Below are 22,077 nucleotides of genomic sequence, written 5' to 3' on the forward strand. Positions count from 1 at the left end.
ATTCATATAAAACTCACATAAAGTAAACATGGTTATTTATTTTGATGTTTTTTGTTATTACGCATTGATGATAACCAACCAATGATTACTAATAATATCATTACACTCCAGAAAATAGACTGCCATAACGTAGAGTGTGGGAATTCTTCTGGTAAAATTAAAATATCAGGATGTGAAAGTACCATAATCACTAATTTAATACCCACCCAGCCTACGATAGCAAAGGCAGCACCTTCCAAACCTGGATATTTATTTAGTAAACCTACAAACCATGTTGCTGCAAAACGCATAATAACAACACCTAGCATACCACCTATGAACATTACGGCAAATTGTCCTAAGTCTAACCCACCGAAATGGATACCTACTGCTGGTAAAGTCACTGCGATTGCAAGTGCTGCTAGCATTGAATCAATTGCAAAGGCAATATCAGCAAATTCAACTTTTAACACTGTACCCCAGAATGCTTTAGGGCTTGCTTTGATTTCTTCTCCTGATTCATCAAAATGATGTGTATCTCCAATTTCTTGTTCTTGTTGATCTTTTGATTTAAAGAAGGATATCAAGTTCTTAATTGACATATACAGTAAATAAAGTGCACCGAGTGCTTGAATCCACCAGAAATGCGCGATAATACTAATTAAGAATAATGAGATAAAACGAAATATTAATGCACCTAATAAACCATAGAATAAAGCTTTTTTACGTTGTTCCGGTGGTAAATGTTTAACCATAACCGCCATAACTACTGCGTTATCTGCAGCTAATAACCCTTCTAAAAATACAAGTACTAAAAGTACCCATAAATAAGGTAATATCAAACTCGGATCCATCTAGGACAACTCCTTTAATTTTTTACATAAAAAATAGAGACCTAAGCTAAGTAAGTGTAATCTCTTGTCTTTTATTGTCGATTTAGATTTAAATAAACTAAATTACAATATATTACTCGATTTTCACTTTTAGCAAAGGTCTCACTCGACAATAGCGTCTGCCCATTTCACCGGAAGCGTAAAACTTCGTAATGACGATAAAATGACTACGTTAAAAGATATCAATTAAGCATTAAGTACTTTAAATATCAATTTAACAATAGTTGAGTTACTCCCCTCTGACTACAAAGTCATAGGTATTCTATTAATAAAGTTATTATACACAAATTATAGATTTATAACAAACTATATAATTTAATTTCTGGGAACTTTTCTTCAAACCATCTAGTTGCAAATTCGTTTTCAAATAAAAATACAGAATTATCATAAATATCTTTAACTAAAATTGAACGAGATGTACTCATCTTATCTTTAATATCATCTTCATTTTCAATCCAACGTGCAATTTTTTGACCAACTGGTTCCATTACAACATCTACGTTATACTCATTTTTCAAACGATGTTCGAAGACTTCAAATTGTAGCTGGCCAACAGCGCCGATAATGATTTGATTTGTATGAAGTGCTTTATAATATTGAATTGCACCCTCTTGAACCAATTGTTCAATACCTTTGTGGAAATGTTTTTGTTTCATTACATTTTTAGCTGAAACTTTCATAAATAATTCTGGTGTGAATTGTGGTAAATCTTGGAAACTAAATTTTTGGTTACCACCAACTAAAGTATCACCTATTTGATAATTTCCTGTGTCATATAAACCAATAATGTCACCGGCTACGGCATGATTTACAGTTTCTTTATCGTCAGCCATAAAAGAAGTGGATCGTGTGATTTTTTGCTTTTTATTTGTACGTTGTAGCGTAACATCCATTCCACGTTCAAAGGCGCCACTTACGACACGCATAAACGCAATTCGGTCACGGTGTTTAGGATCCATATTAGCTTGAATTTTGAAAATAAATCCAGAAAAATCAGTATCATATGGACTTACTTCTACATCTTCGTTTGTTTGGCGTGCATTTGGCATTGGAGCATGATCTACGTATGCATTCAAGAAATTTTGCACACCAAAGTTTGCTAAGGCTGAACCAAAGAATACGGGTGTTAACTCACCATTTAATAAGGCGTCATTATCAAATGTTTCTCCAGCTTCTTCTACTAACATAAATTCTTCAATTGCTTGCTCAAAGGCACTATCGTTTGTAATTTTATGTTCTTCTTCTAATTCATATTCATCATTCAAATGTAATATATTTTCTTCATCTCTAAACGGTTCAATGGTACGTGAATCACGATCTATAATACCAAAGAAGCTTTGTCCCATACCTACTGGCCAATTCATAGGATATGTTTCAATATCTAATGTAGATTCGATTTCATCTAATAATTCAAATGGTTCTTTACCTACACGGTCAAGCTTATTGATGAATGTGAAAATTGGAATACCTCGCATTTTACAAACCTTAAAGAGTTTTAATGTTTGAGGTTCAATCCCTTTCGCACAGTCAATAACCATCACAGCGCTATCAACTGCCATAAGTGTTCTATACGTATCTTCTGAAAAGTCTTCATGTCCTGGAGTGTCTAAAATATTTATTTTATAGTGATCATAATCAAACTGCATCACTGAACTTGTAACAGAAATACCACGTTCTTGTTCTACCTTCATCCAGTCACTAGTAGCAAACTTCCCACTTTTTTTACCTTTAACTGTACCTGCTTCTCTGATTGCACCACCGAATAACAATAATTTTTCAGTTAATGTAGTTTTACCAGCATCAGGATGAGAAATAATTGCAAAGGTTTTTCTTGATTTTACTTCTTCCTTTATACTCATTGATAATCTCCTTTAATTCTCAAATATCCGTTCGATAATATCTTCAGCGATAGTGTTCGCTGAAGATTCATCAATTAACGTAAACAAGTGTATCACAATTTCTTCCTTTAAATCATCTTCATTTAATGTTATATCTACCTCTAGTGACCAATTTAATTCAGGAATGGCAATTAAATAAAGTGCATCCTCACTATTTTCATAAATATATACATGTGAACGTACATTATTAAAATTTATATCTCTAATTTTCATTCGGCTCACCACCAAATTTTTCATAAGCGGCCTCTAAACCTATTAAATCATCTCGATGAGGTACTTTGACATTGCCTGGCATAATTTGGTATGGTTCGCGTCCTTTTGAAGCTAACACTACTGTATCTCCTGGCTCAGCGACATCAATAGCATGACGAATACCTTCAGCCCGATCTTCAAATTCAATATAATTATGATGTGTTGCACCTTTTGCTAATTCAGCTGTAAGTTTTTTAGGATCATCATTTGCTGGGTTATCTGGCGTAAAAATGACATAATCCGCACGACAAGCTACTCGCCCCATTTCAGGCGTTTTACCCATATCACGTTCACCAGCCATGCCACATAAGAATATCAATTTTTGTTTGGCAAATGGTTTGACTGCATCAATTAATTTGTCCATACCGTCAGCAGTATGTGCATAATCAATAATTAAATCAATAGGCAGCGAAGGATCTAATACCTCTAATCTACCTTCAACTGGTTCCAAATTTTCAACAGCTTTAATAATATCTTCCATTGCAATGCCTTTACTCCAAACAGCTATCATTGCTGCCATAATATTTGAAACATTAAACATACCCACATACGGTGATTTAACCTCAAATCTGCCTAACGGTGTGACGAATTTGAAATGCACACCTTGTAATGATTCATTAATTTGTTCTGCCATAAATTGCGCTTTATGATTAATACCGTAAGTAAATGTTTCAAACGGTGTCACCGCCCCTAAATACTCTGAAAAAGTATCATCATTATTTAAAACTGCATATTTTTCCTTAGAAAGATCTTCGCCAAGTTGGCTGAATAATAATGATTTAGCATGTCCATAAGCTTCCATGGTACCGTGAAAATCTAAATGATCTTGTGTTAAATTTGAGAAAATAGCCACATCAAAATCAACACCTCGTAAGCGCCCTAAAGATAATCCATGACTTGAAACTTCCAATGTCATAGCTTCAGCTTTGTTTTCTACCGCTTCATTTATTTTTTTAGTCAATGAGACCGTTTCAGGTGTTGTATTCGCACCCTTGGATTTATTTTCATTAATTTGAAAACCATTTGTACCTAAATATGCACTAGACTTATCTAATTTTCTATAGATGTGATGTATCATTGTCGCGATAGACGTTTTTCCATTGGTACCAGTCACACCATAAGTAACAAGTTGTTTGCTCGGATAGTCAAATAACACATTGGCTAATAAGCTAGCCACACGTAACGTATCTGGAACAATAACTTGCGTTACATCACCATTTAATGTTTGTTCCTCGCTAACTACGACCACTTGGCATCCTTTATCTACGACGTCCTGACAGAATTTGTGGCTATCTACTGTATAACCTTTTGAAGCTATAAACACGCTCCCTTGTTTAGCAGTACGAGAATCTGTAGTAATATCATTTATCTTTCTATCTAAAGTTCCCATTACTTGTTTAACTCTTATTTTCTCAAACAAAACATTTGCATCCAACATTTATCGCTCCTTTTTTTCCATTACTTCCATTATACACATTTATACATATTTTCAATTAATTTTATAGAATCTATTATCTGGTAATTTATTATGTCTTCCTATATAAATAAGTTTTTATGACTGTTTAAAATTATTTGTAAATTTATACTTATTTCTATATATATAAGAAATATTAACTTAGTGTTATTGCATTATTAAGTTTCTTTATATATTTACGAAACTCTATTGAAATAGGAGTACTATTGCAATTTCGTGGTAATGTAAAGATATAAAACAATATTATTTTAACAGAACAAAATCTTTGATTCAGTATGAATGATTTCATATCGTTATGTAAAATGATATAATCTTTAATAATTGTGTTTTTTCTTTCGCAAGCTATAAAAATGCGTTAAACTTAGCATGAGATAAATTATACTATTGGAGGGTGGCTTTAATGGTTACTCAAAATAAAAAAATACTGATTATTACTGGTTCCTTTGGTAATGGTCACCTACAGGTTACTCAAAGTGTAGTTAACCAGTTTAACGAAATGAATCTAGACAATTTAACAGTTATTGAACATGATTTATTTTTAGAAGCGCACCCAATTCTGACTTCTATATGTAAAAAATGGTACATTAATAGTTTTAAATACTTTAGAAATATGTACAAAGCATTTTACTATAGTCGCCCTGACCAATTAGATAAATGTTTCTATAAATATTACGGACTCAATAAATTAATAAACTTATTGTTAAAGGAAAAACCAGATTTAATCTTACTTACATTTCCTACACCAGTGATGTCTGTATTAACGGAACAATTTGATATGAATATACCTATCGCTACTGTGATGACAGACTATAAATTACAAAAAAACTGGATTACACCACATTCTCAAAGATATTATTTAGCAACAGAAGATTTAAAAGAAGAATTCGCTAGTATCGGTATACCTAAAGAAAAAATAAAAGTTACTGGTATTCCTATTGCTGATAAATTCGAGGAAGAAATCGATAAAGTTTCGTGGTTACGTCAAAATCACCTTAACCCAGATAAACCCACAATTTTAATGTCGGCTGGGGCATTTGGTGTATCTAAAGGCTTTGATCAAATGATTAAAGCCATATTAACTCATAGTCCACACTCACAAGTCGTAATGATATGTGGCAAGAATAAAGAATTAAAACGTTCATTATCTGCACAATTTAAACATTACGATAACGTGCTTATACTCGGATATACTAAAAATATGAACGAGTGGATGGCTTCAAGTCAACTAATGCTCACAAAGCCGGGTGGTATAACAATATCAGAGGCTTTGACGAGACAAATACCCATGATTTTCTTAGATCCTGCGCCAGGTCAAGAGCTTGAAAATGCAAATTATTTTGAAGAACAAGGTTATGGTTACATTGCTCGTACGCCTGAAGCTGCGATCCAACAAGTAGCGACTTTAACAAATTCATTAGATTCATTATCAGCAATGACACAATCAATGAACGCATCTCGCATTCCCTACTCAACATATAAATTATGTAAAGACTTATTAGATTTATTAAATCATTCAACTCACTACGAGGATGTTTACGGAAAGGTTCCTTTATATGCAAAGCTCTTCGTTAAATAACCATGCTATAAGTAAAAATTTCATAATCATGTTAGTCATCCTATTCTTAATGGAATTTGCTCGTGGTATGTATGTATTAAGTTATTTATCATTGCTGCCAACAGCAACTTCAATTGCGGTAGGTATTACTTCTACCGCAATTTCCATTCATTTTATTGCTGATGCCGCCACAAACTTTGTGATTGGCTTCTTATTAAAGAGACTAGGTACCAAACTTGTATTAACTTTAGGCTTTCTCCTTGCTTTCGGAAGTCTATTTTTAGTGATTTGGTTTCCAACTTCTCCGCTAGTATTAATTACGAGTGCTGTACTATTAGGCATTGCTGTAAGTCCAATATGGGTGATTATGCTTGCAAGTGTAGATGAGAGAAGCCGTGGCAAACAAATGGGATATGTTTACTTTTCATGGTTATTAGGCTTACTTGTTGGTATGGTTGGCATGAATATTATCTTTAAATTCCACCCTACGCAATTCGCATTTATGATGTCACTCGTTGTACTTATTGCATGGATACTATATTATTTTGTAAAAATAAGACTGACGAATTACAATACGCGTCCAGTTAAACAACAATTAGGGCAAATTGTTGATGTTACCAAACGTCATATGGTGCTATTTCCAGGTATTTTATTACAGGGCGCATCTATAACAGCTTTGGTCCCAATTTTACCTACATATGCAACAAAAGTCGTTGGCGTTTCTACAGTAGAATATACAATGGCTATCGTATTTGGTGGTATCGGTTGCGCCCTATCAATGTTATTTTTATCAAAAATCATTGATAAAAATGGTACAACTTTTATGTATAGTGTTATTTTCGGTGGTTTTATACTTTATACGTTAATGATTTTCGCATTATCATTGATTACTAACATAGCAATCGTTTGGGTATTGGCAGTCTTCATTGGACTTATGTATGGCTTATTATTACCTGCTTGGAACACATTTATGGCAGGTCATATTCATAGTGATGCGCAAGAAGAAACTTGGGGTGTATTTAATAGCGTTCAAGGATTCGGCTCTATGATTGGGCCGTTGGTTGGTGGACTAATAACAGAGTTCACTAAATCTGTGAACAATACATTTTATTTCTCTGCACTGTTATTCTTATTCTTAGCAATATTCTATGGCATATACTTTATGAAAAAAGAAAAGTATCACAACTCGTAAACAATAAGTGAATTTGATTTAAAACTAAACAAGGAGTCCCGCATCATTTGAGACAGTTGTCTTAAATGGTGTGGGACTCCTCTTTTTAATTCCTTGTGATTATCGTAAACAATAATAATTGGTTGAATCGGGCAATAATTAAGCTAAATTAAACGTATCTAACACTTTCCATTTTTCTTCTTCTTCATCAAGATACACTAATGAAAGTTGCTCAATCGTTTCTTTATAATCAATTCCCGCCAGTCTTAATTGACCGTATATATCTTCAAATTCTTGGCTTGTTAGTCCTTGAGCAATTGTGAAATGAGGCACGAACGGATGATCAGCCACACCATAAAAGTCATTGCTGTTAAATTGGTTAAATAGTTTTTCTAATGCTTCTGTTTTTTCAACTTTAAAATAAATCACATTTGTGATTGGCGCGAAATTTGATGCTTTAGTAGCATGCACTTCAACAGTCGGGATACCTTCAATTCTTGATTTAATATCCTCTTTGACTGATTCCAACTCACCATCATTTATTTTAAATTGCCCCTTAATCGTAATATGCGGCATAATTGTCGCATAGTGATTATCATAACGCTTACGATATGCATTTACTTCATCTTGAAATGCTTTTGACGGAATTAATGCTAATCCTAAAATCATTTAAATTCCTCCTTTGTTTAACATAACTTCATTATATCAAATTTTCGAAAAATTCGTTACTTTAAACTAAATTTAGTTCACATTATTAAAAAGAAATATTATCTGATAAAAAATAAATTAATAACTCATCAAGTAATTCTTTCCATGACTTCCATCTATGACTTCCATCGAATTCAAAATAGTAATGCGAAATACCATGCGCTTCGATGATATTTTTGAGTTCTCGATTTGGTGTTAGAAAATCCGCTCTCCTACCATTTGTCGGTAATTCAAAGTCATCTTCCTCTAAGCCTACAGTATGCCAAATCGATAATTGTTCTTTAAATTGACACCTTTCTAATAAAGTCTGTATAACTTCATCATGTTGTGGGCTTAACAAGCCGACTTGACTGAACACCCTTGGATAAGACAAAGCAGTCATCAACGCTACGCTTCCTGCCAAACTATCACCTAATACAACGCGTGCGTTCCCTACTTTAAATGTTGGAAACGTACGATCAATATAAGGTAAAATCTCATTTGCCATCGCTTTAACAGTTAAATGTGTTCTTGCACCTTGTGGATGAAATTCTGCACGACGCTTATCTACATCTTCATAATGAAAACCCACAAAGATTGCTCTTTCTACCTTGTTTTCTTCACGCAATCGCTCATAAGTCCTATGAATTCTTCCAAAACTAAAAAAATCTAAACCGTCAAAACAGAAAACAACTTTATATTTAAATAATCTTGTGAAGTCTTTCGGTAAGTAAATAGATAAAGTTACATCTCTATCTAATATTTCACTTGGAAAATTAATTTTATTAATGGTACCTGGATGAAAATCACACATAAATAACGCGCCTCCTAGTAGTCTTAATGACATTGTACCAAGAGACGCATAATTTTAAAATATTCAGTGCTATATTTCAATAAATATCGTGCCAATTAACTATTTGTTATATTTTTCATCTCTTAAACGTTGAGGGTAATCTTTCAACCAAAAGACCGCATTCGGTACTGATTTAGGATCCGGTTTATAGATAGCATATTTCCCTGAACCCAAACGTTTCTTCTGTTGTTCATAATCTTTTAAAGCATGCATGGCTGGTTTATGCAAAATCCATATGGCGATGATATTTAACCACGCCATCATACCTACCCCTAAATCACCCATCAACCATGCAATTTCCGCTGTTTTTACTGCACCATATATTGTAGCAGCAATCAACACAATTCGAGTTACATTAATCCAAAAAGTAGTGGTTTTATTTTTTCGTTTTCTTGTTAAATAGGTAATATTGGTTTCAGCAATATAGTAATACGCTAATATCGTCGTAAATGCGAAGAAGAATAATGCAATAGCTATAAAATATGATCCAATGCCTGAAAATGCTGGATCAAAATGGTAACTTCCACCTTGAAATGCTTTATCTATACCTGCTTGTGCATACATCGCTGTCCCTGAGTAATCTTTATCACCATTGGACATTTCTACAAATATACCATTATCTTTAATCATGCTAGGCTTACCGCCTGAACCTGTTCCCCCGTCAGTAACATTATATGTTCCTGATAATAAAATAATCAGTGCTGTCGCTGTACAAATAAATAATGTATCTACATAAACTGAAAATGATTGTACCAAACCTTGCTTTGCAGGATGAGATACCTCTGCAGCAGATGCTGCATGTGGTCCAGTTCCTTGTCCAGCTTCATTAGAATAAAGCCCTCTTTTAACCCCGATTTCTATCATGGCACCTAATATACCACCAAACGCTGCTTGCATTCCAAATGCTGATTTAAAAATCAAAGCGAATAGTGCTGGTACCTGTTCAATATTCAAGAAAATAATCACAACCGCCATTAATATATAAATAATTGCCATAAATGGCACAATTGCTGTTGCAGCAGTAGCAATCCATTTGACGCCACCGAAGATAATTAAAGCTAATAATACAGCTAAACATAGTGCAATAATCCATGGTTCAATACTAAATGCATTTTTCATTGAGCTTGATATGGCATTAGATTGAACACCTGGCAATAACAAACCGACTGAAATAACTGTGACAACGGCGAATATTAAACCATAAATCTTACCCATTTTCCCCTTTATACCATATTCAATGTAAAATGCTGGTCCACCTCGGTACTGCCCTTTTTCTTCTCTTTTATATATTTGTCCTAATGTAGATTCTATAAATGCACTACTTGCGCCTAAAAATGCTGTTGCCCACATCCAAAATACCGCGCCGGGTCCTCCTATAAATATCGCAGTTGATACACCGACAATATTCCCTGTTCCTACACGACCAGCAAGTGATAAGGCAATAGCCTGAAAACTCGATATACCTGTAGGTGATTTCTCTCCTTGAAACATGAGTCGAATCATCTCTTTAAAATGTCTAACTTGGAACAAACGCATCATCAATGAAAAAATAATCCCCGTAATTAATAAGCCATAGACCAAAGGCTTGCTCCAAACAATATCATAAAACCAAGTAAGTAAACTTTCTAACATAATGTATCCCCCTTGTTGTACCATTATGTAAAATGATATATTTTTACTCATTATACACACTTATAATATTCCGCGCAACGCATTTAATATTTTATATTTTTAAACTTTTATATATTATACGTCTAAATTGATAATCTATATTTACTTTTATAGACAAATAGTTTTATGATATTCAGTTTGTTTTTTCTAAAAATTATAAATTTCTGACGTTACATGCAGCCCTTCACACGTTATATGTAACTTTAAATTTACCTTTTGTTCTACCTATATATGATATATACTGAAAAGTAATTCAATAAATGACAATTTTTAGGAGGAAATATTCGATGTTAAACAAAGTTTGGTTTAGAACAGGTGTTGCCTTACTCATCCTGTTTTTACTAATCAAATTAATAATGGAGGTCCATAGTGTATTCACACCGTTCATCATTATTCTACAATCTGTGTTAATACCTTTATTACTCAGCGGCTTCTTATTCTATATTTGTTTACCTTTTCAAAAGATACTTGAAAAAAATAAAGTACCACGTTGGGGTAGTATTACAATTATCTTTATTGGGTTAATTATAATTATAGGTATTATTGTTGGCTTTGTAGGTCCACTGATTGCAGAGCAAATCGAGAATTTAGTTAATCAAATTCCTACACTACAACATGAAGTACAACATATTATCAATTACTCATTAGATCAAATGGAAAGATTACCACCTGATGTAACGAACCGCATTAACAAAATGGTACAGTCAATGAGTGATAATACTGCTGATATATTATCGAATTCATTTAGTTACATTACTTCAATTATCTCTACTTTGTTCTTACTTATAATGGTGCCGTTCTTCTTAATTTACATGTTGAAAGATCATGAACGCTTTATTCCTTTTATTGCAAAATTATTTAAAGGGGATAGAAAGGTATTTGTAGTAGAATTATTAGAGGACTTGGATCACACTGTTAAATCATATATTCAAGGACAAGTAACTGTAAGTATCATACTCGGAGTTATCTTATATATTGGTTATTCCATCATTGGATTAAACTATACATTATTGCTTGTAATGTTTGCCTGTGTAGCTAACATGATCCCATTCTTAGGGCCTTGGATGGCTTTCGCACCTGCTGCCATCATAGCAATCATACAAAGTCCAACAATATTCATTTGGGTATGTATCATTACTTTAATTGCACAGCAACTTGAAGGTAATGTCATTACACCAAATGTTATGGGTAAATCATTAAATATTCACCCACTTACAATTATTGTAGTGATATTAGCAGCTGGTAATATTGGCGGCTTTGGGCTAATTCTTATAGCTGTACCACTTTATGCAGTAATCAAGACGATTATTGGTAATGTATTCAGCTACAGAGAGCAAATTATGGAAAAAGCCAATAGCGATGTTAAAGAATAATACAATGCTTTGTGTATAAAGCATAAAGTGCATAAAAAAACAGGTCACATCATTGTTCAATGATGTGACCTGTTTTATATTAAAGAAAATCAATTCAATTTAAAAATACCTTCGAACCATTTATCTCGTCGTTCATCCTCATTCATGAATCAATTATAGACTAAACAACATAAACGGATTATTTAACGATATGGTAACCACTATCCACATGGATATTTTCACCAGTTACACCACTTGAAAAATCACTTAATAGATAAGCTGCAGTTTTGCCCACTTCTTCTTGATCTACATTACGTTTTAATGGTGAACGTTCTTCGATTTCTTTTAAGATTGTATTAAAACCGCCTACACCTTTAGCACTCAATGTACGAATAGGTCCAGCAGAAATTGCATTCACACGAATATTATCTTCACCTAAGTCAAGCGCCAAGTAGCGTACGTTTGCTTCTAGACTTGCTTTTGCCACGCCCATCACATTATAGTTTTGAACAGCAAATTCCCCGCCTAAATATGTTGTAGCAACAATGCTGCCACCATTAGGCATAAGTTTTTTAGCCTCACGAGCTACAATAGTTAATGAATATGAACTAATGTCTTGAGCTAATAAGAAACCGTCTCTTGATGTATCAATAAATCGGCCACGTAAATCTTCCATATTTGCAAAAGCGATTGAGTGATAAACACCATCGATTGTACCAACTTCATCACCAATTTTAGCAAATCCATCAATAACGTCTTCGTCTTTCTGTACATCCACTTGGAATACATGGTGGTCTTTCTGATTTAATTGCGCTAGTAATTTTTCTAATTCATTTTTACTACGTTCTTTTCGATATGTAAAGACTAATTTAGCACCTAGTTCGTCTAATACTTTAGCTACTCCAAAACCAATACTACGTTTATTAGCAATACCCATAATGACAAATGTTTTATTTTCTAAATTCAACATGAAATAATAACTCCTTTAATTAATTTTCATTTTCAACTGGGCGAGTTATTCTGATGTGCTGTCGCTTCATTTTGCTCAATCCCAATTCCAATATTCTTTATTTTAACATTGGTTTGATTGTTTAAACAATTTATTTTGCTATCATTATCATATTTAAATACTTTTTTTATCGTTATACTTTCATAAACAAAACAATACAACGATATAGTCACAGAAGATAAATCTTACTCTAACCTATCGTTGTATTGTTTATTTAATAATAAAGTTCCAATTCTCGTTTCAATTCATCAACATACTCTTTAGATCCAGTAACAATTAAACGATCTCTGTATCGTAACTGCGTGTCACCATGTGGCACAATTGACTCATTATTTCTAATGATTCGTACAAAGATGATATCTCCATCAAATGGGAAATTACGTAGTTGAATTTGATCATATTGATGATTTAACATCGCAATTTCATATAATGACGTTTCTACATTACTTAGTAAATTAAGCATGTTTGGTGTCTCTATTAAACCTTTCAATAAGATCTTATTACTCATATAACTACTGAAAATTTCAATGCCTTGTCTTTGTAAATCTTCATCTTCAGAACTAGATTCAAGTCTACATATTACACGTTTAACGCCATGGTTTTTAGCCATCACAGCGACTTTTCTATTAATATCATCATCGTTGGTAGAACAAACTACGATATTTCTAGAAAACAACCCTAAACGCTCTAATAACTCTTCTTCATAATCTGCAATTTCAATCATAGAGATTGCGTCAGACAACTTACGTTTATCGCTTAAATCATTTCTATAATATAAGGAAACTTGATAAAGTTGCGAAGATAAATTTTGAGCAATAGGTATCGTTAATTGGTTCTTACCGATTAGACTCACTTCAATTTGTCTTGTAACTTCATCCGGCATTGGGAACATTTTTTTAAATATAATAGGAACAAAGACACAAGTTATAACTGCACTTAAAATTAAAATACCAGATATTTCTGGTGAAATAGTACCTAGTTCTTCTGCAATTTTTGCTGATGCTATCACTAAGGACAGGGTTGACGTCAGTAAAAATGCGGATGAAATTGTTGTTTGCTTATCAAACCATCTACTTATATAAAATACTGGAATGAGTTTAGAAACTAAAAAGGCTAGTATTAAAAAAGGAATGATTAACAACAATGAAGGCTCTTTAATCAAACTAGGAATATTTAAATCTACGCCCACCATTATAAAGAATATTGGAATAAAAAAACCGTATCCAAATGAATCTAATTTCTCAACCATATCTTCATCTGGACTAAGTAAAGATACTACTACTCCAGCTAAAAAGGCACCTAGTATATTTTCCGCACCGACGCCTTCTGCTAAAGCAACTAATAATAAAATCAATGCAAATACCGCTCTGATGCCTATTTGAGTCGTACCATCCATTAATTTTTGTAAAAATTGGGCTTTTTTGAAAATACCACCCAAAAAGTAAAAAACAAGCGTAAATACGACTAATATGCCAATGAGCCACAGTGATGTGTTTCCTGAGGCATGTAATGCGCCATAGGCTGTTAATAATATCATCGTTACTAAATCAGCCAACACTGCAACAAGCAAGATAAATTGGCCTATTGTAGTACGCATGATGTTCATTTCTTTTAATGTTGGGACAACAACACCTAATGAAATCGTAGAAATAATAATCACCATAAGTAATACATCATCTACCAAACCAAACCATTTAAACATATATGCGAAAATAATTGAAATAATCATAATAAACATAAATACAACAATGGCTAATTGCAAATGACCTGGTTCTTTCTTTTGGTCTTCTTGATCTTGAGGCGTTTTATTTTTCTTAAATGCTTTAAAATCAATCTCTAAACCACTTAAGAACATTAAAAAGATAAATCCTAAAGTTGATAAAATATTTAGCATAGAGTCTCGCTCTACTAAATTTAAAAATGAATGACCAATCACAATACCCATCAATATTTCAGCTACAACAACAGGTAAAAATGTGATTCTAAGCCGATTAACTAGTATTGGTGTTAAAAATGCCGCTAATACGACAACAACGAGTGATACAAATTCCATATAACCCCCCTTATGTTAAGTAAGACATAAATGATGTTGCTAATCCAAAATAAATTAACATACTTACAATATCATTAATTGTTGTAATAAATGGTCCGCTAGCAACTGCAGGATCGATTTTCAGTTTATTCATCACTAATGGAATCATGGAACCGACTAACGTCCCAACTGTCATTGCAATAGTCAAACTTGCGCCTACAATAACTGCTAATATAGGTTGACCGTATAGTACAATAATTATAATAAATAGTAAAATAGAACAAACTAACCCACTAAAAAATCCGCTTCCTGTTTCTCTTAAAGCCACTTTAAATTTACTTTGTTCATCTATCTCACCGGTGGATATATTTCTTACTGATACGGCAAGTGATTGAGTGCCTGAATTACCAGACATTCCACTAATAATTGGAATAAATGCCGCCAACAGAGCTACTTTAGATAATGTATCCTCAAAAGAACCTAATATTGTCGCGGTAATCATACCTAAAAATGTTAAGATGATTAACCACGGTAAACGTTTTGTTGCTGTTTTTAATATTGAATCATTCGTAGCATCAACATCTGACACACCTGCTAAGCGTGAGTAATCTTCACTTGCTTCTTCATCCATGACGTCTAATATATCATCGATTGTTATAATACCAAGTAAGTGATCTTGATAATCTACAACTGGCATAGCAATAAAGTCATAATCTCTCATTTTTTGTGCAACATCTTCTTGGTCATCTGCTGCATTCGCACTGATGACACGTTCACTCATAATATCTTCAATATAAGCATCATTTTCTGCCACAATTAAATCTCTTAATGAAAGTACACCAGCCAATTGCTTATGATCATTGACTGTAAATATGACATATATCGTTTCAGCATTTGGCGCCTGCTCTTTAACGTGCATGAGCGCTTCTTTCACAGGCATCGTTGCTTTTAATGAAATATATTCCGTCGTCATAATACCGCCGGCGGTATCTTCTTCATAATGTAATAATGCTTTAATTTCCTTAGCATCTTCTTTGTTCATTAATGTAAGTAAGCTAACAATTTTTTGTTTAGAAAGTTGATTCATGATATCTACTGCATTATCGTAAGACATCTCTTCTAATACTTTACTTGCATATGTAGCATCCATGGTATCAAAAAGCGCCTCATAATCTTCTTCGTCAATTTCTAATTGTTCAAAGAAATCAGCGACTTCTTCTGGTGATAACACTTCATATATCCTTTGACGCACTTCCTCATTACTATCTTCAAAATATTCACTTTGTTCATATGTGTGCATTGATAAAAATTCGTCTCTAAATTCATCAATATTACTTTGGAATAGTAAACGATCTAGTAACGCTTGATCATATACTTGTTCATCCTCTAAACCGATTGAATCTTTTTCATTGGCCACTTTTCCCACCTCCATGAATGATTAAATTATATCATATTAAATATAGATTCTATCGCGTCATATTTATCATGAATTTCAATTGTTTTATGTGTTATAGGATGCACAAAAGAAACTTGGATGCAACGCAATAATTGATGTTTATAAATAGGATGTGCACCACCATATAAATCATCCCCGACTAAAGGATGGCCAATATGCTGAAAATGTACTCTGATTTGATGCGTTCTACCAGTCAGTAATTGTACTTTACACAAACTATAGTTTGGCGATCGTTGAAGACATTTGTATTGGGTTTGCGCTTGTCTACCGTTATTATCTACACGTCTTTGGATAATACTTGTTGGCTCTCTTCCAATCGGAGCATCAATCATTGCCTCGTCTTCTACAGCACCATAACAAATACAGTAATAATATTTCTCTAGCGTCGTCTGAGACATCAAATAATGTATAAATCCATGTTTAGCAAATATCACAATACCTGATGTATTACGATCTAAACGTGTAATAACATGTGGTGTTATTGAAAGACCCATATCATTAAAATAACCTAACACTTGTTCAACTAAACTACCATGTTTATGGTCTTTAGATGGCGCACAATTTTGAAATGCGCTTTTCGATACAACAAGTAAATATTCATCTTCATATAATATATTTAATGGTTGTATAAATGGAATTAAATTTAAACTCGGAACCTCTTGACTAAGGTGTACCTCTAACACATCATCCACTACAAGCTGTCGTCTTACAGTAACGGCTTGTCCATTAACTAATAAAGCGCCATTATGTTTAATGGCGCTTATAGTCTTCTTTGAATAATCATTTTTTTGTAAAAATGTTCTTAGCATTTCAGGAGAAGTAATATGGTACTTAAATTTCATTATTCATCGTCTCCACTAGAAATAAATGAATCATGTACCCTTTTCCAAAAAGGAAACGGTCTGAATCTTGCAAATCTCACTCTTTCATTGGCAACTCTAAATTGTATTGCATTTACATTTTTATGCTTAATACTTACATGGTCAATCGTGGTTAAAATCGTATCGTGATTGACTGGTGTAATCAAACACGTATGATGTTTCGGTAATACAAGTGGTGAACCCACTGTTCTAAAGACTCTATTATTAATAGATGCAATCTCTGCAATTTGCATAGCTTCTAAAGAAGGATGTATTAATGCACCGCCTAACGCTTTATTATACGCCGTAGATCCAGATGGTGTAGATACACACAAACCATCGCCTCTAAAACGCTCAAATTGATTACCTCGAATATTGACATCAACCACTAACGTAGATCCATTTTCAGTTTTCATAGTAGCCTCATTCAAGGCTAAATAACGCGTTTCATAACCATTATCATTATAACGAATAATGATTTCGAGCAATGGATATTCAATAACTTGGAACTCCGAATTGTTAATTTCTATAATTAACTTTTCAACTTCATGTGGTAACCAGTCTGCATAAAAACCTAGATGACCCGTATGTACCCCCACAAATGCACAACGCGATAACATATGACTATATTGATGGAAAGCTTGTAATAATGTGCCATCACCACCTACTGAAATGACTATTTCTGGATTATCTGCATCCTCAATCATTTGAAAATCTTTCATGTGGTTGATCATTTTATGCTTTAACGCATTTGACTTTGAATCGCCTTTTGATAATATCGTATATCGCAAGATTACACCTCCCTAGTCACTGTCATGCTTCTTCGCACGCTTTTTAGAATAATATTTTTGTGCTTCTTGAATTTCTTCTTTTATTTCAGACATTTCTTCATCCAGCAAAAATGCTGCTTCAGCTGCTCTTTCTAGACGGTGTTGAATTTCTGGTGGATAATCGCCATCATATTTATAACGCAAGGTATGTTCTATAGTTGCCCAAAAATTCATTGCTAGCGTTCTAATTTGAATTTCCGCTAATATTTTCTTTTCCCCATCGAGCGTCTCTATTGGATATTCAATAATAACGTGAAATGAACGATAACCACTCTGCTTCGTATTACTAATATAATCTCGTTCTTCTACTACTTTAAAATCCTGACGTTGTCTGAGAAGGTTAACCACAATATCAATATCATCTACAAACTGACACATTAAACGCAATCCGGCAATATCATACATTTCTTCATGGAGTCTATCAAAAGAAATTTCGCGTTTATTTGCCTTATCAATAATACTAGTCATAGGTTTAACCCTACCAGTAACAAATTCTATTGGAGATGCATTATCGTCTACCTCATATTGTTTTCTAAGTCCCTTTAACTTAACTTTCAGCTCATCCACAGCTTGTTTATAGGGAGATAAAAACTGATCCCATTGATTCATTGTGCCTCACTCCGCTTCACTCTAATTCGAAAGTATCTTCTACAACGGAAACGAACTCTTTACCATAGTTTAAATTACCCTGAATATTATCCAGTATGTAATTAAATTCACTTTCGAATTGTTCTAGTTCTAAATTATCATTAATTATAATTTTTTTCCCTTTGTTTTCATGTAGCATAGACCATGTTTCTTGAACAAATATTAAATATGAATATGATTGTCCATTATCTAAGATATATGCAAAACTATAATTATCACTATCAACAAGCATTTGTCCTGCTTCTTGTAAACCTTCTGTTGATTCTTCTGTATAACATTTAATACTATCATCTGTTATTTTAATTTCATTTACATATATACGCATGCTTGTTCCTCCTTATTCCTCATTATTTTAACATAATTTCAGTGTACATAACACGTTACAAGACTAATGAAATGTCATCAATACTCTAATTTTCAATTAATTTTCACAATAAAAGCAATTCAATTTGAATTATGTAGAAAGTGCTTTAAAATTAACTATTATATATTTTTAAGGGAGTGTTTGTTTTGGCAACTAACAACGAAATAGAGTTCAAACAATTATTATCAGAAGTACAATACCAAGCAATTTATACTGCATATTTCCAAGGCAACCATCCTTTCACCCAAACCAACTACTATATAGATACATCTCAGTTTGATTTACGTAATCATAAGTCAGCTTTGAGAATTCGTGTAAAAGATGAAAGTTATGAAATGACCTTAAAAGTACCATCAAAAATCGGTCTAATGGAATACAATTTCGAAACTCATATCATACCAGAGTTAGATAAAACGATTTCAGAACAAGATTTACCCACAGACATCGCCGCAGAACTTTCTAAAATGGATATCGATATGGATAATCTCGTTATTTTAGGTGCTTTAACAACTGATCGATTAGAAAAAGAAGTTCAAGGTAATTTACTTGTCTTAGACAAAAGTAAGTACTTAGATTATCAAGATTATGAACTAGAATATGAAGTTACTGATTATAATGAAGGGCTGATCAACTTTAAATCTATCTTAAAAAAATTTGATATTACTCATGTAACTCCTGACAACAAAGTACAAAGATTTTTCAAACGTAAATCAAATTTAAATAAAAACTAATTGCGCGCAAGTGCGAGAAGTCGAATTACTTCCATATGTAAATATTCATGTTATATTAGTAATACATTAACAAGAATATGGTGATATTATGACGCAAACACCTTACGAAATCATTGGACAAGATGCCTTAAATGAAATGATAGATCATTTTTACAAATTAGTTAAAAACGATGATAGAATTAATCATTTGTTTCCTGGAGATTTTCAAGAAACAAGCAGAAAACAAAAGCAATTTTTGACTCAATTTTTAGGTGGTCCAAATCTTTATTCTGAAGAGCATGGCCATCCAATGTTAAAAAAACGTCACTTAAGTTTTATAATTACAAGTTTTGAACGCGATGCATGGCTAGAAAATATGTATATTGCAATTCAACATGCAAATTTTCCTTTAGGTGTCGGTGATTATTTATACGAAAGATTACGTTTAACAGCGAATCACATGGTTAATTCCGAAAATTAATTGTAGGTGAAATAAACATGACTGAAGAACTAAAATTAATAAATACTAATAGTCGTGAAGATGCAAATCTTTCACCTGTGAGTAAGATTGAAATTTATTCATTTTTCGATCCTTTTAGTAAAGAATGCTTTAAATTATCAGCAATTCTTTCTAAATTACGTATTGAATATAAACAATATATCAGTATAAGGCATATACTCAACCCATCATTACGAGTCTTGACGAAATGCCAAGCTCAAAGTACATCTGATTTAGATAATATTGCTTTATCCTATAAGGCAGCAGAACTTCAAGGCCGTTTACGTGCAGAGCGCTTTATCCACCTTGTGCAAAATGAAATTATACCTAAACGGGACATTATTACTGAATCTATGGTTAATAATTGTATCAGTAATGCGGGTCTAGATTATGAAGTGTTTAAAGAAGACTTGCACAATAATTGCTTGAAAGATAGTTTACAAGTTGATTTGCACATTGCGCGAGAGATGGATATCGAAGAAGCACCCACACTTGTATTCTTTAATGAAGATGTTCATGAAGAAGGATTAAAAGTTGAAGGCTTATACCCATACCATATCTATACGTATATCATAAATGAACTTATAGGCACGTCTATTGAAAAAGAATTACCGCCTAGTTTAGAGAGCTATATTCAACAACAACAGCTTGTTACTAAGGAAGAGTTGCTAACTATTTATGAATGGCCTGAAAAAGTTATGAATAAAGAACTTAAAAAATTAGCATTACAACAAAAAATTGAAAAGCTTCAATCTCCGGACGGTAAATTTTGGAAATCTAAAATTTGAACAGTTGGAGATTTACTATTGTAGGTATTTCACTAAATAAAAGCTGTTAAGAAATCATTTAGACTAATGATTTCTTAACAGCTTTTTACTTTTCATTATGAATCAATGACTCATATACTTAAAATCATTTTTCACTATATGATAGTTGATTTTAATACTTTTATCACTGCTTATTTTGCAAATACAGCAAAACGTTTTTGAATATGTGTTCCATTAATAGCTTCATCTACCATAGCCTTTGCAAAGTCTGCATAGCTCACACTAGTTCCAATAACTTCATCATCGCTCACTTTATAATCACCGGTTTTTTCACCTTCAAATTGGAAGTCTGGAGCTGGACTTACAAATGTCCATTTGACATCATCACGCTGTTTTATTTCTTCAAGTGTTTTCGTTTGAGCTTGTGCCGTAGGTTTAAATTGTTCAGGGAAATCTGGTGCATCCACTAATTTTATTGTGTGTGCATCATCTACAAATAAACTGCCAGCACCACCAATAATTAGTAATCGTTGGTTCGTTCCGCTGACTAAGTCACTTAAGTGTTTCAATGTCTTACTATGCTCATCTAGTTTATTTACGTCGGCTTGCCCATACGCATCCACGATCACATCGAAAGGTGCTAAATCTTCTTTAGTTAAATCAAATATATCCTTTTGAACTACTTGTGAAGCAACAGTTTTATTTTTACCTCTCACAATTGCTGTTACATCTAGGTTTCTTTCTACTGCTTCCTTAGTGATTAAGCTTCCTGCTTTGCCATTGGCTGCTACAACTGCAATTTTCATAGTAAATAACCTCTTCCTTGTATTTATTTTAGATACAAGTTAAGTCTACAACTTTCCCTATCTAAAGTCAACTGAATAGATATTCATTTTTGATGATTGGTGTAATATAACTAAAAAAGGCATAAAAAAAACGCCGTGTCTGATTACACGGCGCTAAACAAAGGGGATGGGAGAAATTTTTTCACTTCAAACAAAGGGGTATGTTTGTTATGTGATTAATTTCATGTTTATAATATAACACGCTCATATGCCCCTTTCAACCTTTAAGTTCAAATAAATATGCTTTGTCACAAACTTGTCATATTGTAAAC

At 33.0% G+C, this 22,077-nt stretch carries 21 protein-coding genes; 6 read left to right on the top strand and 15 right to left on the bottom strand.

From position 1 onward, the window contains the following. Nucleotides 1-32: 32 nt before the first annotated feature. The 4 genes from PYW31_RS09260 to PYW31_RS09275 all read right to left on the bottom strand — a co-directional run bounded on the left by PYW31_RS09260 (nucleotide 33) and on the right by PYW31_RS09275 (nucleotide 4,457). Nucleotides 33-833 carry a TerC family protein gene (locus PYW31_RS09260; protein WP_046838102.1) on the bottom strand — a complete coding sequence of 267 codons (801 nt, stop codon included), beginning with the start codon at nucleotides 831-833 and terminating at the stop codon, nucleotides 33-35. 335 nt (nucleotides 834-1,168) lie between these two features. After that, nucleotides 1,169-2,731 (bottom strand): peptide chain release factor 3, encoded by a 1,563-nt coding sequence (locus tag PYW31_RS09265; RefSeq protein ID WP_046838101.1) that lies wholly within the window; start codon nucleotides 2,729-2,731, stop codon nucleotides 1,169-1,171. 12 nt (nucleotides 2,732-2,743) lie between these two features. Next, a complete protein-coding gene (locus PYW31_RS09270; RefSeq protein WP_046838100.1) occupies nucleotides 2,744-2,983 on the bottom strand; it encodes a YueH family protein in 240 nt (79 codons plus the stop codon). Then, complete coding sequence (locus tag PYW31_RS09275) at nucleotides 2,973-4,457, bottom strand: UDP-N-acetylmuramoyl-L-alanyl-D-glutamate--L-lysine ligase (protein WP_046838116.1); 1,485 nt, start codon at nucleotides 4,455-4,457, stop codon at nucleotides 2,973-2,975. The genes PYW31_RS09270 and PYW31_RS09275 overlap by 11 nt, the downstream gene beginning before the upstream one ends. Nucleotides 4,458-4,896: 439 nt before the next feature. Between PYW31_RS09275 and PYW31_RS09280 the strand changes: the two genes are divergently transcribed. Continuing rightward, on the top strand, nucleotides 4,897-6,072 hold the full coding sequence (locus PYW31_RS09280; RefSeq protein ID WP_046838099.1) for a diglucosyl diacylglycerol synthase: 1,176 nt from the start codon (nucleotides 4,897-4,899) through the stop codon (nucleotides 6,070-6,072). Further along, entirely contained in the window at nucleotides 6,050-7,243 is a 1,194-nt protein-coding gene (gene ltaA, locus PYW31_RS09285; protein WP_046838098.1) for a lipoteichoic acid biosynthesis MFS flippase LtaA, read from the top strand. The genes PYW31_RS09280 and ltaA overlap by 23 nt, the downstream gene beginning before the upstream one ends. 138 nt (nucleotides 7,244-7,381) lie before the next feature. Here the strand turns inward: ltaA and PYW31_RS09290 are convergent, their stop codons facing one another. From PYW31_RS09290 to PYW31_RS09300, 3 genes are all read right to left on the bottom strand, one after another. Then, nucleotides 7,382-7,891, bottom strand: coding sequence for a YjcG family protein (locus tag PYW31_RS09290; protein ID WP_046838097.1), 510 nt, complete (start codon nucleotides 7,889-7,891; stop codon nucleotides 7,382-7,384). A gap of 85 nt (nucleotides 7,892-7,976) precedes the next feature. Next, on the bottom strand, nucleotides 7,977-8,723 hold the full coding sequence (locus PYW31_RS09295; RefSeq protein WP_046838096.1) for an esterase family protein: 747 nt from the start codon (nucleotides 8,721-8,723) through the stop codon (nucleotides 7,977-7,979). A 99-nt stretch (nucleotides 8,724-8,822) separates the two neighbouring features. Then, nucleotides 8,823-10,394 (bottom strand): alanine/glycine:cation symporter family protein, encoded by a 1,572-nt coding sequence (locus PYW31_RS09300; RefSeq protein WP_063410197.1) that lies wholly within the window; start codon nucleotides 10,392-10,394, stop codon nucleotides 8,823-8,825. A 326-nt stretch (nucleotides 10,395-10,720) separates the two neighbouring features. Here PYW31_RS09300 and cozEa point away from each other — a divergent pair, with 326 nt between their 5' ends. Then, nucleotides 10,721-11,806, top strand: coding sequence for a lipoteichoic acid biosynthesis protein CozEa (cozEa, locus tag PYW31_RS09305; protein WP_046837376.1), 1,086 nt, complete (start codon nucleotides 10,721-10,723; stop codon nucleotides 11,804-11,806). Nucleotides 11,807-11,984: 178 nt separating this feature from the next. Here cozEa and fabI read toward each other — a convergent pair whose 3' ends face one another. The 7 genes from fabI to PYW31_RS09340 form a co-directional block, all read right to left on the bottom strand. Next, nucleotides 11,985-12,755, bottom strand: coding sequence for an enoyl-ACP reductase FabI (gene fabI / locus PYW31_RS09310; protein WP_046837375.1), 771 nt, complete (start codon nucleotides 12,753-12,755; stop codon nucleotides 11,985-11,987). 253 nt (nucleotides 12,756-13,008) lie between these two features. Beyond that, nucleotides 13,009-14,847 carry a monovalent cation:proton antiporter family protein gene (locus PYW31_RS09315; protein WP_046837374.1) on the bottom strand — a complete coding sequence of 613 codons (1,839 nt, stop codon included), beginning with the start codon at nucleotides 14,845-14,847 and terminating at the stop codon, nucleotides 13,009-13,011. Between the two features lie 10 nt (nucleotides 14,848-14,857). Next, entirely contained in the window at nucleotides 14,858-16,243 is a 1,386-nt protein-coding gene (mgtE, locus tag PYW31_RS09320; RefSeq protein WP_046837373.1) for a magnesium transporter, read from the bottom strand. 26 nt (nucleotides 16,244-16,269) lie between these two features. Beyond that, nucleotides 16,270-17,124 (bottom strand): RluA family pseudouridine synthase, encoded by an 855-nt coding sequence (locus tag PYW31_RS09325; RefSeq protein WP_046837372.1) that lies wholly within the window; start codon nucleotides 17,122-17,124, stop codon nucleotides 16,270-16,272. Continuing rightward, nucleotides 17,124-17,933 (bottom strand): NAD kinase, encoded by an 810-nt coding sequence (locus tag PYW31_RS09330; RefSeq protein WP_046837371.1) that lies wholly within the window; start codon nucleotides 17,931-17,933, stop codon nucleotides 17,124-17,126. Before PYW31_RS09330 ends, PYW31_RS09325 begins: the two co-directional genes overlap by 1 nt. Nucleotides 17,934-17,945: 12 nt before the next feature. Then, nucleotides 17,946-18,581, bottom strand: a complete 636-nt coding sequence (gene yjbM, locus PYW31_RS09335; RefSeq protein WP_046837370.1) for a GTP diphosphokinase — start codon at nucleotides 18,579-18,581, stop codon at nucleotides 17,946-17,948. 16 nt (nucleotides 18,582-18,597) lie between these two features. Beyond that, nucleotides 18,598-18,945 carry a UPF0738 family protein gene (locus PYW31_RS09340; protein WP_046837369.1) on the bottom strand — a complete coding sequence of 116 codons (348 nt, stop codon included), beginning with the start codon at nucleotides 18,943-18,945 and terminating at the stop codon, nucleotides 18,598-18,600. 185 nt (nucleotides 18,946-19,130) lie between these two features. Between PYW31_RS09340 and PYW31_RS09345 the strand changes: the two genes are divergently transcribed. The 3 genes from PYW31_RS09345 to yjbH all read left to right on the top strand — a co-directional run bounded on the left by PYW31_RS09345 (nucleotide 19,131) and on the right by yjbH (nucleotide 20,981). Further along, on the top strand, nucleotides 19,131-19,715 hold the full coding sequence (locus PYW31_RS09345) for a CYTH domain-containing protein (protein ID WP_046837368.1): 585 nt from the start codon (nucleotides 19,131-19,133) through the stop codon (nucleotides 19,713-19,715). Nucleotides 19,716-19,803: 88 nt separating this feature from the next. Next, on the top strand, nucleotides 19,804-20,175 hold the full coding sequence (locus tag PYW31_RS09350) for a truncated hemoglobin YjbI (protein ID WP_046837367.1): 372 nt from the start codon (nucleotides 19,804-19,806) through the stop codon (nucleotides 20,173-20,175). A 17-nt stretch (nucleotides 20,176-20,192) separates the two neighbouring features. Beyond that, nucleotides 20,193-20,981: a protease adaptor protein YjbH gene (yjbH, locus tag PYW31_RS09355; RefSeq protein ID WP_046837366.1), complete on the top strand. Its 789-nt coding sequence runs from the start codon at nucleotides 20,193-20,195 to the stop codon at nucleotides 20,979-20,981. Nucleotides 20,982-21,151: 170 nt separating this feature from the next. Here the strand turns inward: yjbH and PYW31_RS09360 are convergent, their stop codons facing one another. Continuing rightward, nucleotides 21,152-21,766: an NAD(P)-dependent oxidoreductase gene (locus tag PYW31_RS09360; protein ID WP_046837365.1), complete on the bottom strand. Its 615-nt coding sequence runs from the start codon at nucleotides 21,764-21,766 to the stop codon at nucleotides 21,152-21,154. Nucleotides 21,767-22,077 lie beyond the last annotated feature (311 nt).

Origin of the sequence: Staphylococcus succinus (assembly GCF_029024945.1) — a bacterium.
Classification (GTDB): Bacteria; Bacillota; Bacilli; order Staphylococcales; family Staphylococcaceae; genus Staphylococcus; species Staphylococcus succinus.

Bases quoted from the DNA above. Each gene is read 5' to 3' on its own strand.
- PYW31_RS09260 (WP_046838102.1), bottom strand. From the start codon at position 833: ATGGATCCGAGTTTGATATTACCTTATTTATGGGTACTTTTAGTACTT.
- PYW31_RS09265 (WP_046838101.1), bottom strand. From the start codon at position 2,731: ATGAGTATAAAGGAAGAAGTAAAATCAAGAAAAACCTTTGCAATTATT.
- PYW31_RS09270 (WP_046838100.1), bottom strand. From the start codon at position 2,983: ATGAAAATTAGAGATATAAATTTTAATAATGTACGTTCACATGTATAT.
- PYW31_RS09280 (WP_046838099.1), top strand. From the start codon at position 4,897: ATGGTTACTCAAAATAAAAAAATACTGATTATTACTGGTTCCTTTGGT.
- ltaA (WP_046838098.1), top strand. From the start codon at position 6,050: ATGCAAAGCTCTTCGTTAAATAACCATGCTATAAGTAAAAATTTCATA.
- PYW31_RS09290 (WP_046838097.1), bottom strand. From the start codon at position 7,891: ATGATTTTAGGATTAGCATTAATTCCGTCAAAAGCATTTCAAGATGAA.
- PYW31_RS09295 (WP_046838096.1), bottom strand. From the start codon at position 8,723: ATGTGTGATTTTCATCCAGGTACCATTAATAAAATTAATTTTCCAAGT.
- PYW31_RS09300 (WP_063410197.1), bottom strand. From the start codon at position 10,394: ATGTTAGAAAGTTTACTTACTTGGTTTTATGATATTGTTTGGAGCAAG.
- cozEa (WP_046837376.1), top strand. From the start codon at position 10,721: ATGTTAAACAAAGTTTGGTTTAGAACAGGTGTTGCCTTACTCATCCTG.
- fabI (WP_046837375.1), bottom strand. From the start codon at position 12,755: ATGTTGAATTTAGAAAATAAAACATTTGTCATTATGGGTATTGCTAAT.
- PYW31_RS09315 (WP_046837374.1), bottom strand. From the start codon at position 14,847: ATGGAATTTGTATCACTCGTTGTTGTCGTATTAGCGGCATTTTTAACA.
- PYW31_RS09325 (WP_046837372.1), bottom strand. From the start codon at position 17,124: ATGAAATTTAAGTACCATATTACTTCTCCTGAAATGCTAAGAACATTT.
- yjbM (WP_046837370.1), bottom strand. From the start codon at position 18,581: ATGAATCAATGGGATCAGTTTTTATCTCCCTATAAACAAGCTGTGGAT.
- PYW31_RS09340 (WP_046837369.1), bottom strand. From the start codon at position 18,945: ATGCGTATATATGTAAATGAAATTAAAATAACAGATGATAGTATTAAA.
- PYW31_RS09350 (WP_046837367.1), top strand. From the start codon at position 19,804: ATGACGCAAACACCTTACGAAATCATTGGACAAGATGCCTTAAATGAA.
- yjbH (WP_046837366.1), top strand. From the start codon at position 20,193: ATGACTGAAGAACTAAAATTAATAAATACTAATAGTCGTGAAGATGCA.
- PYW31_RS09360 (WP_046837365.1), bottom strand. From the start codon at position 21,766: ATGAAAATTGCAGTTGTAGCAGCCAATGGCAAAGCAGGAAGCTTAATC.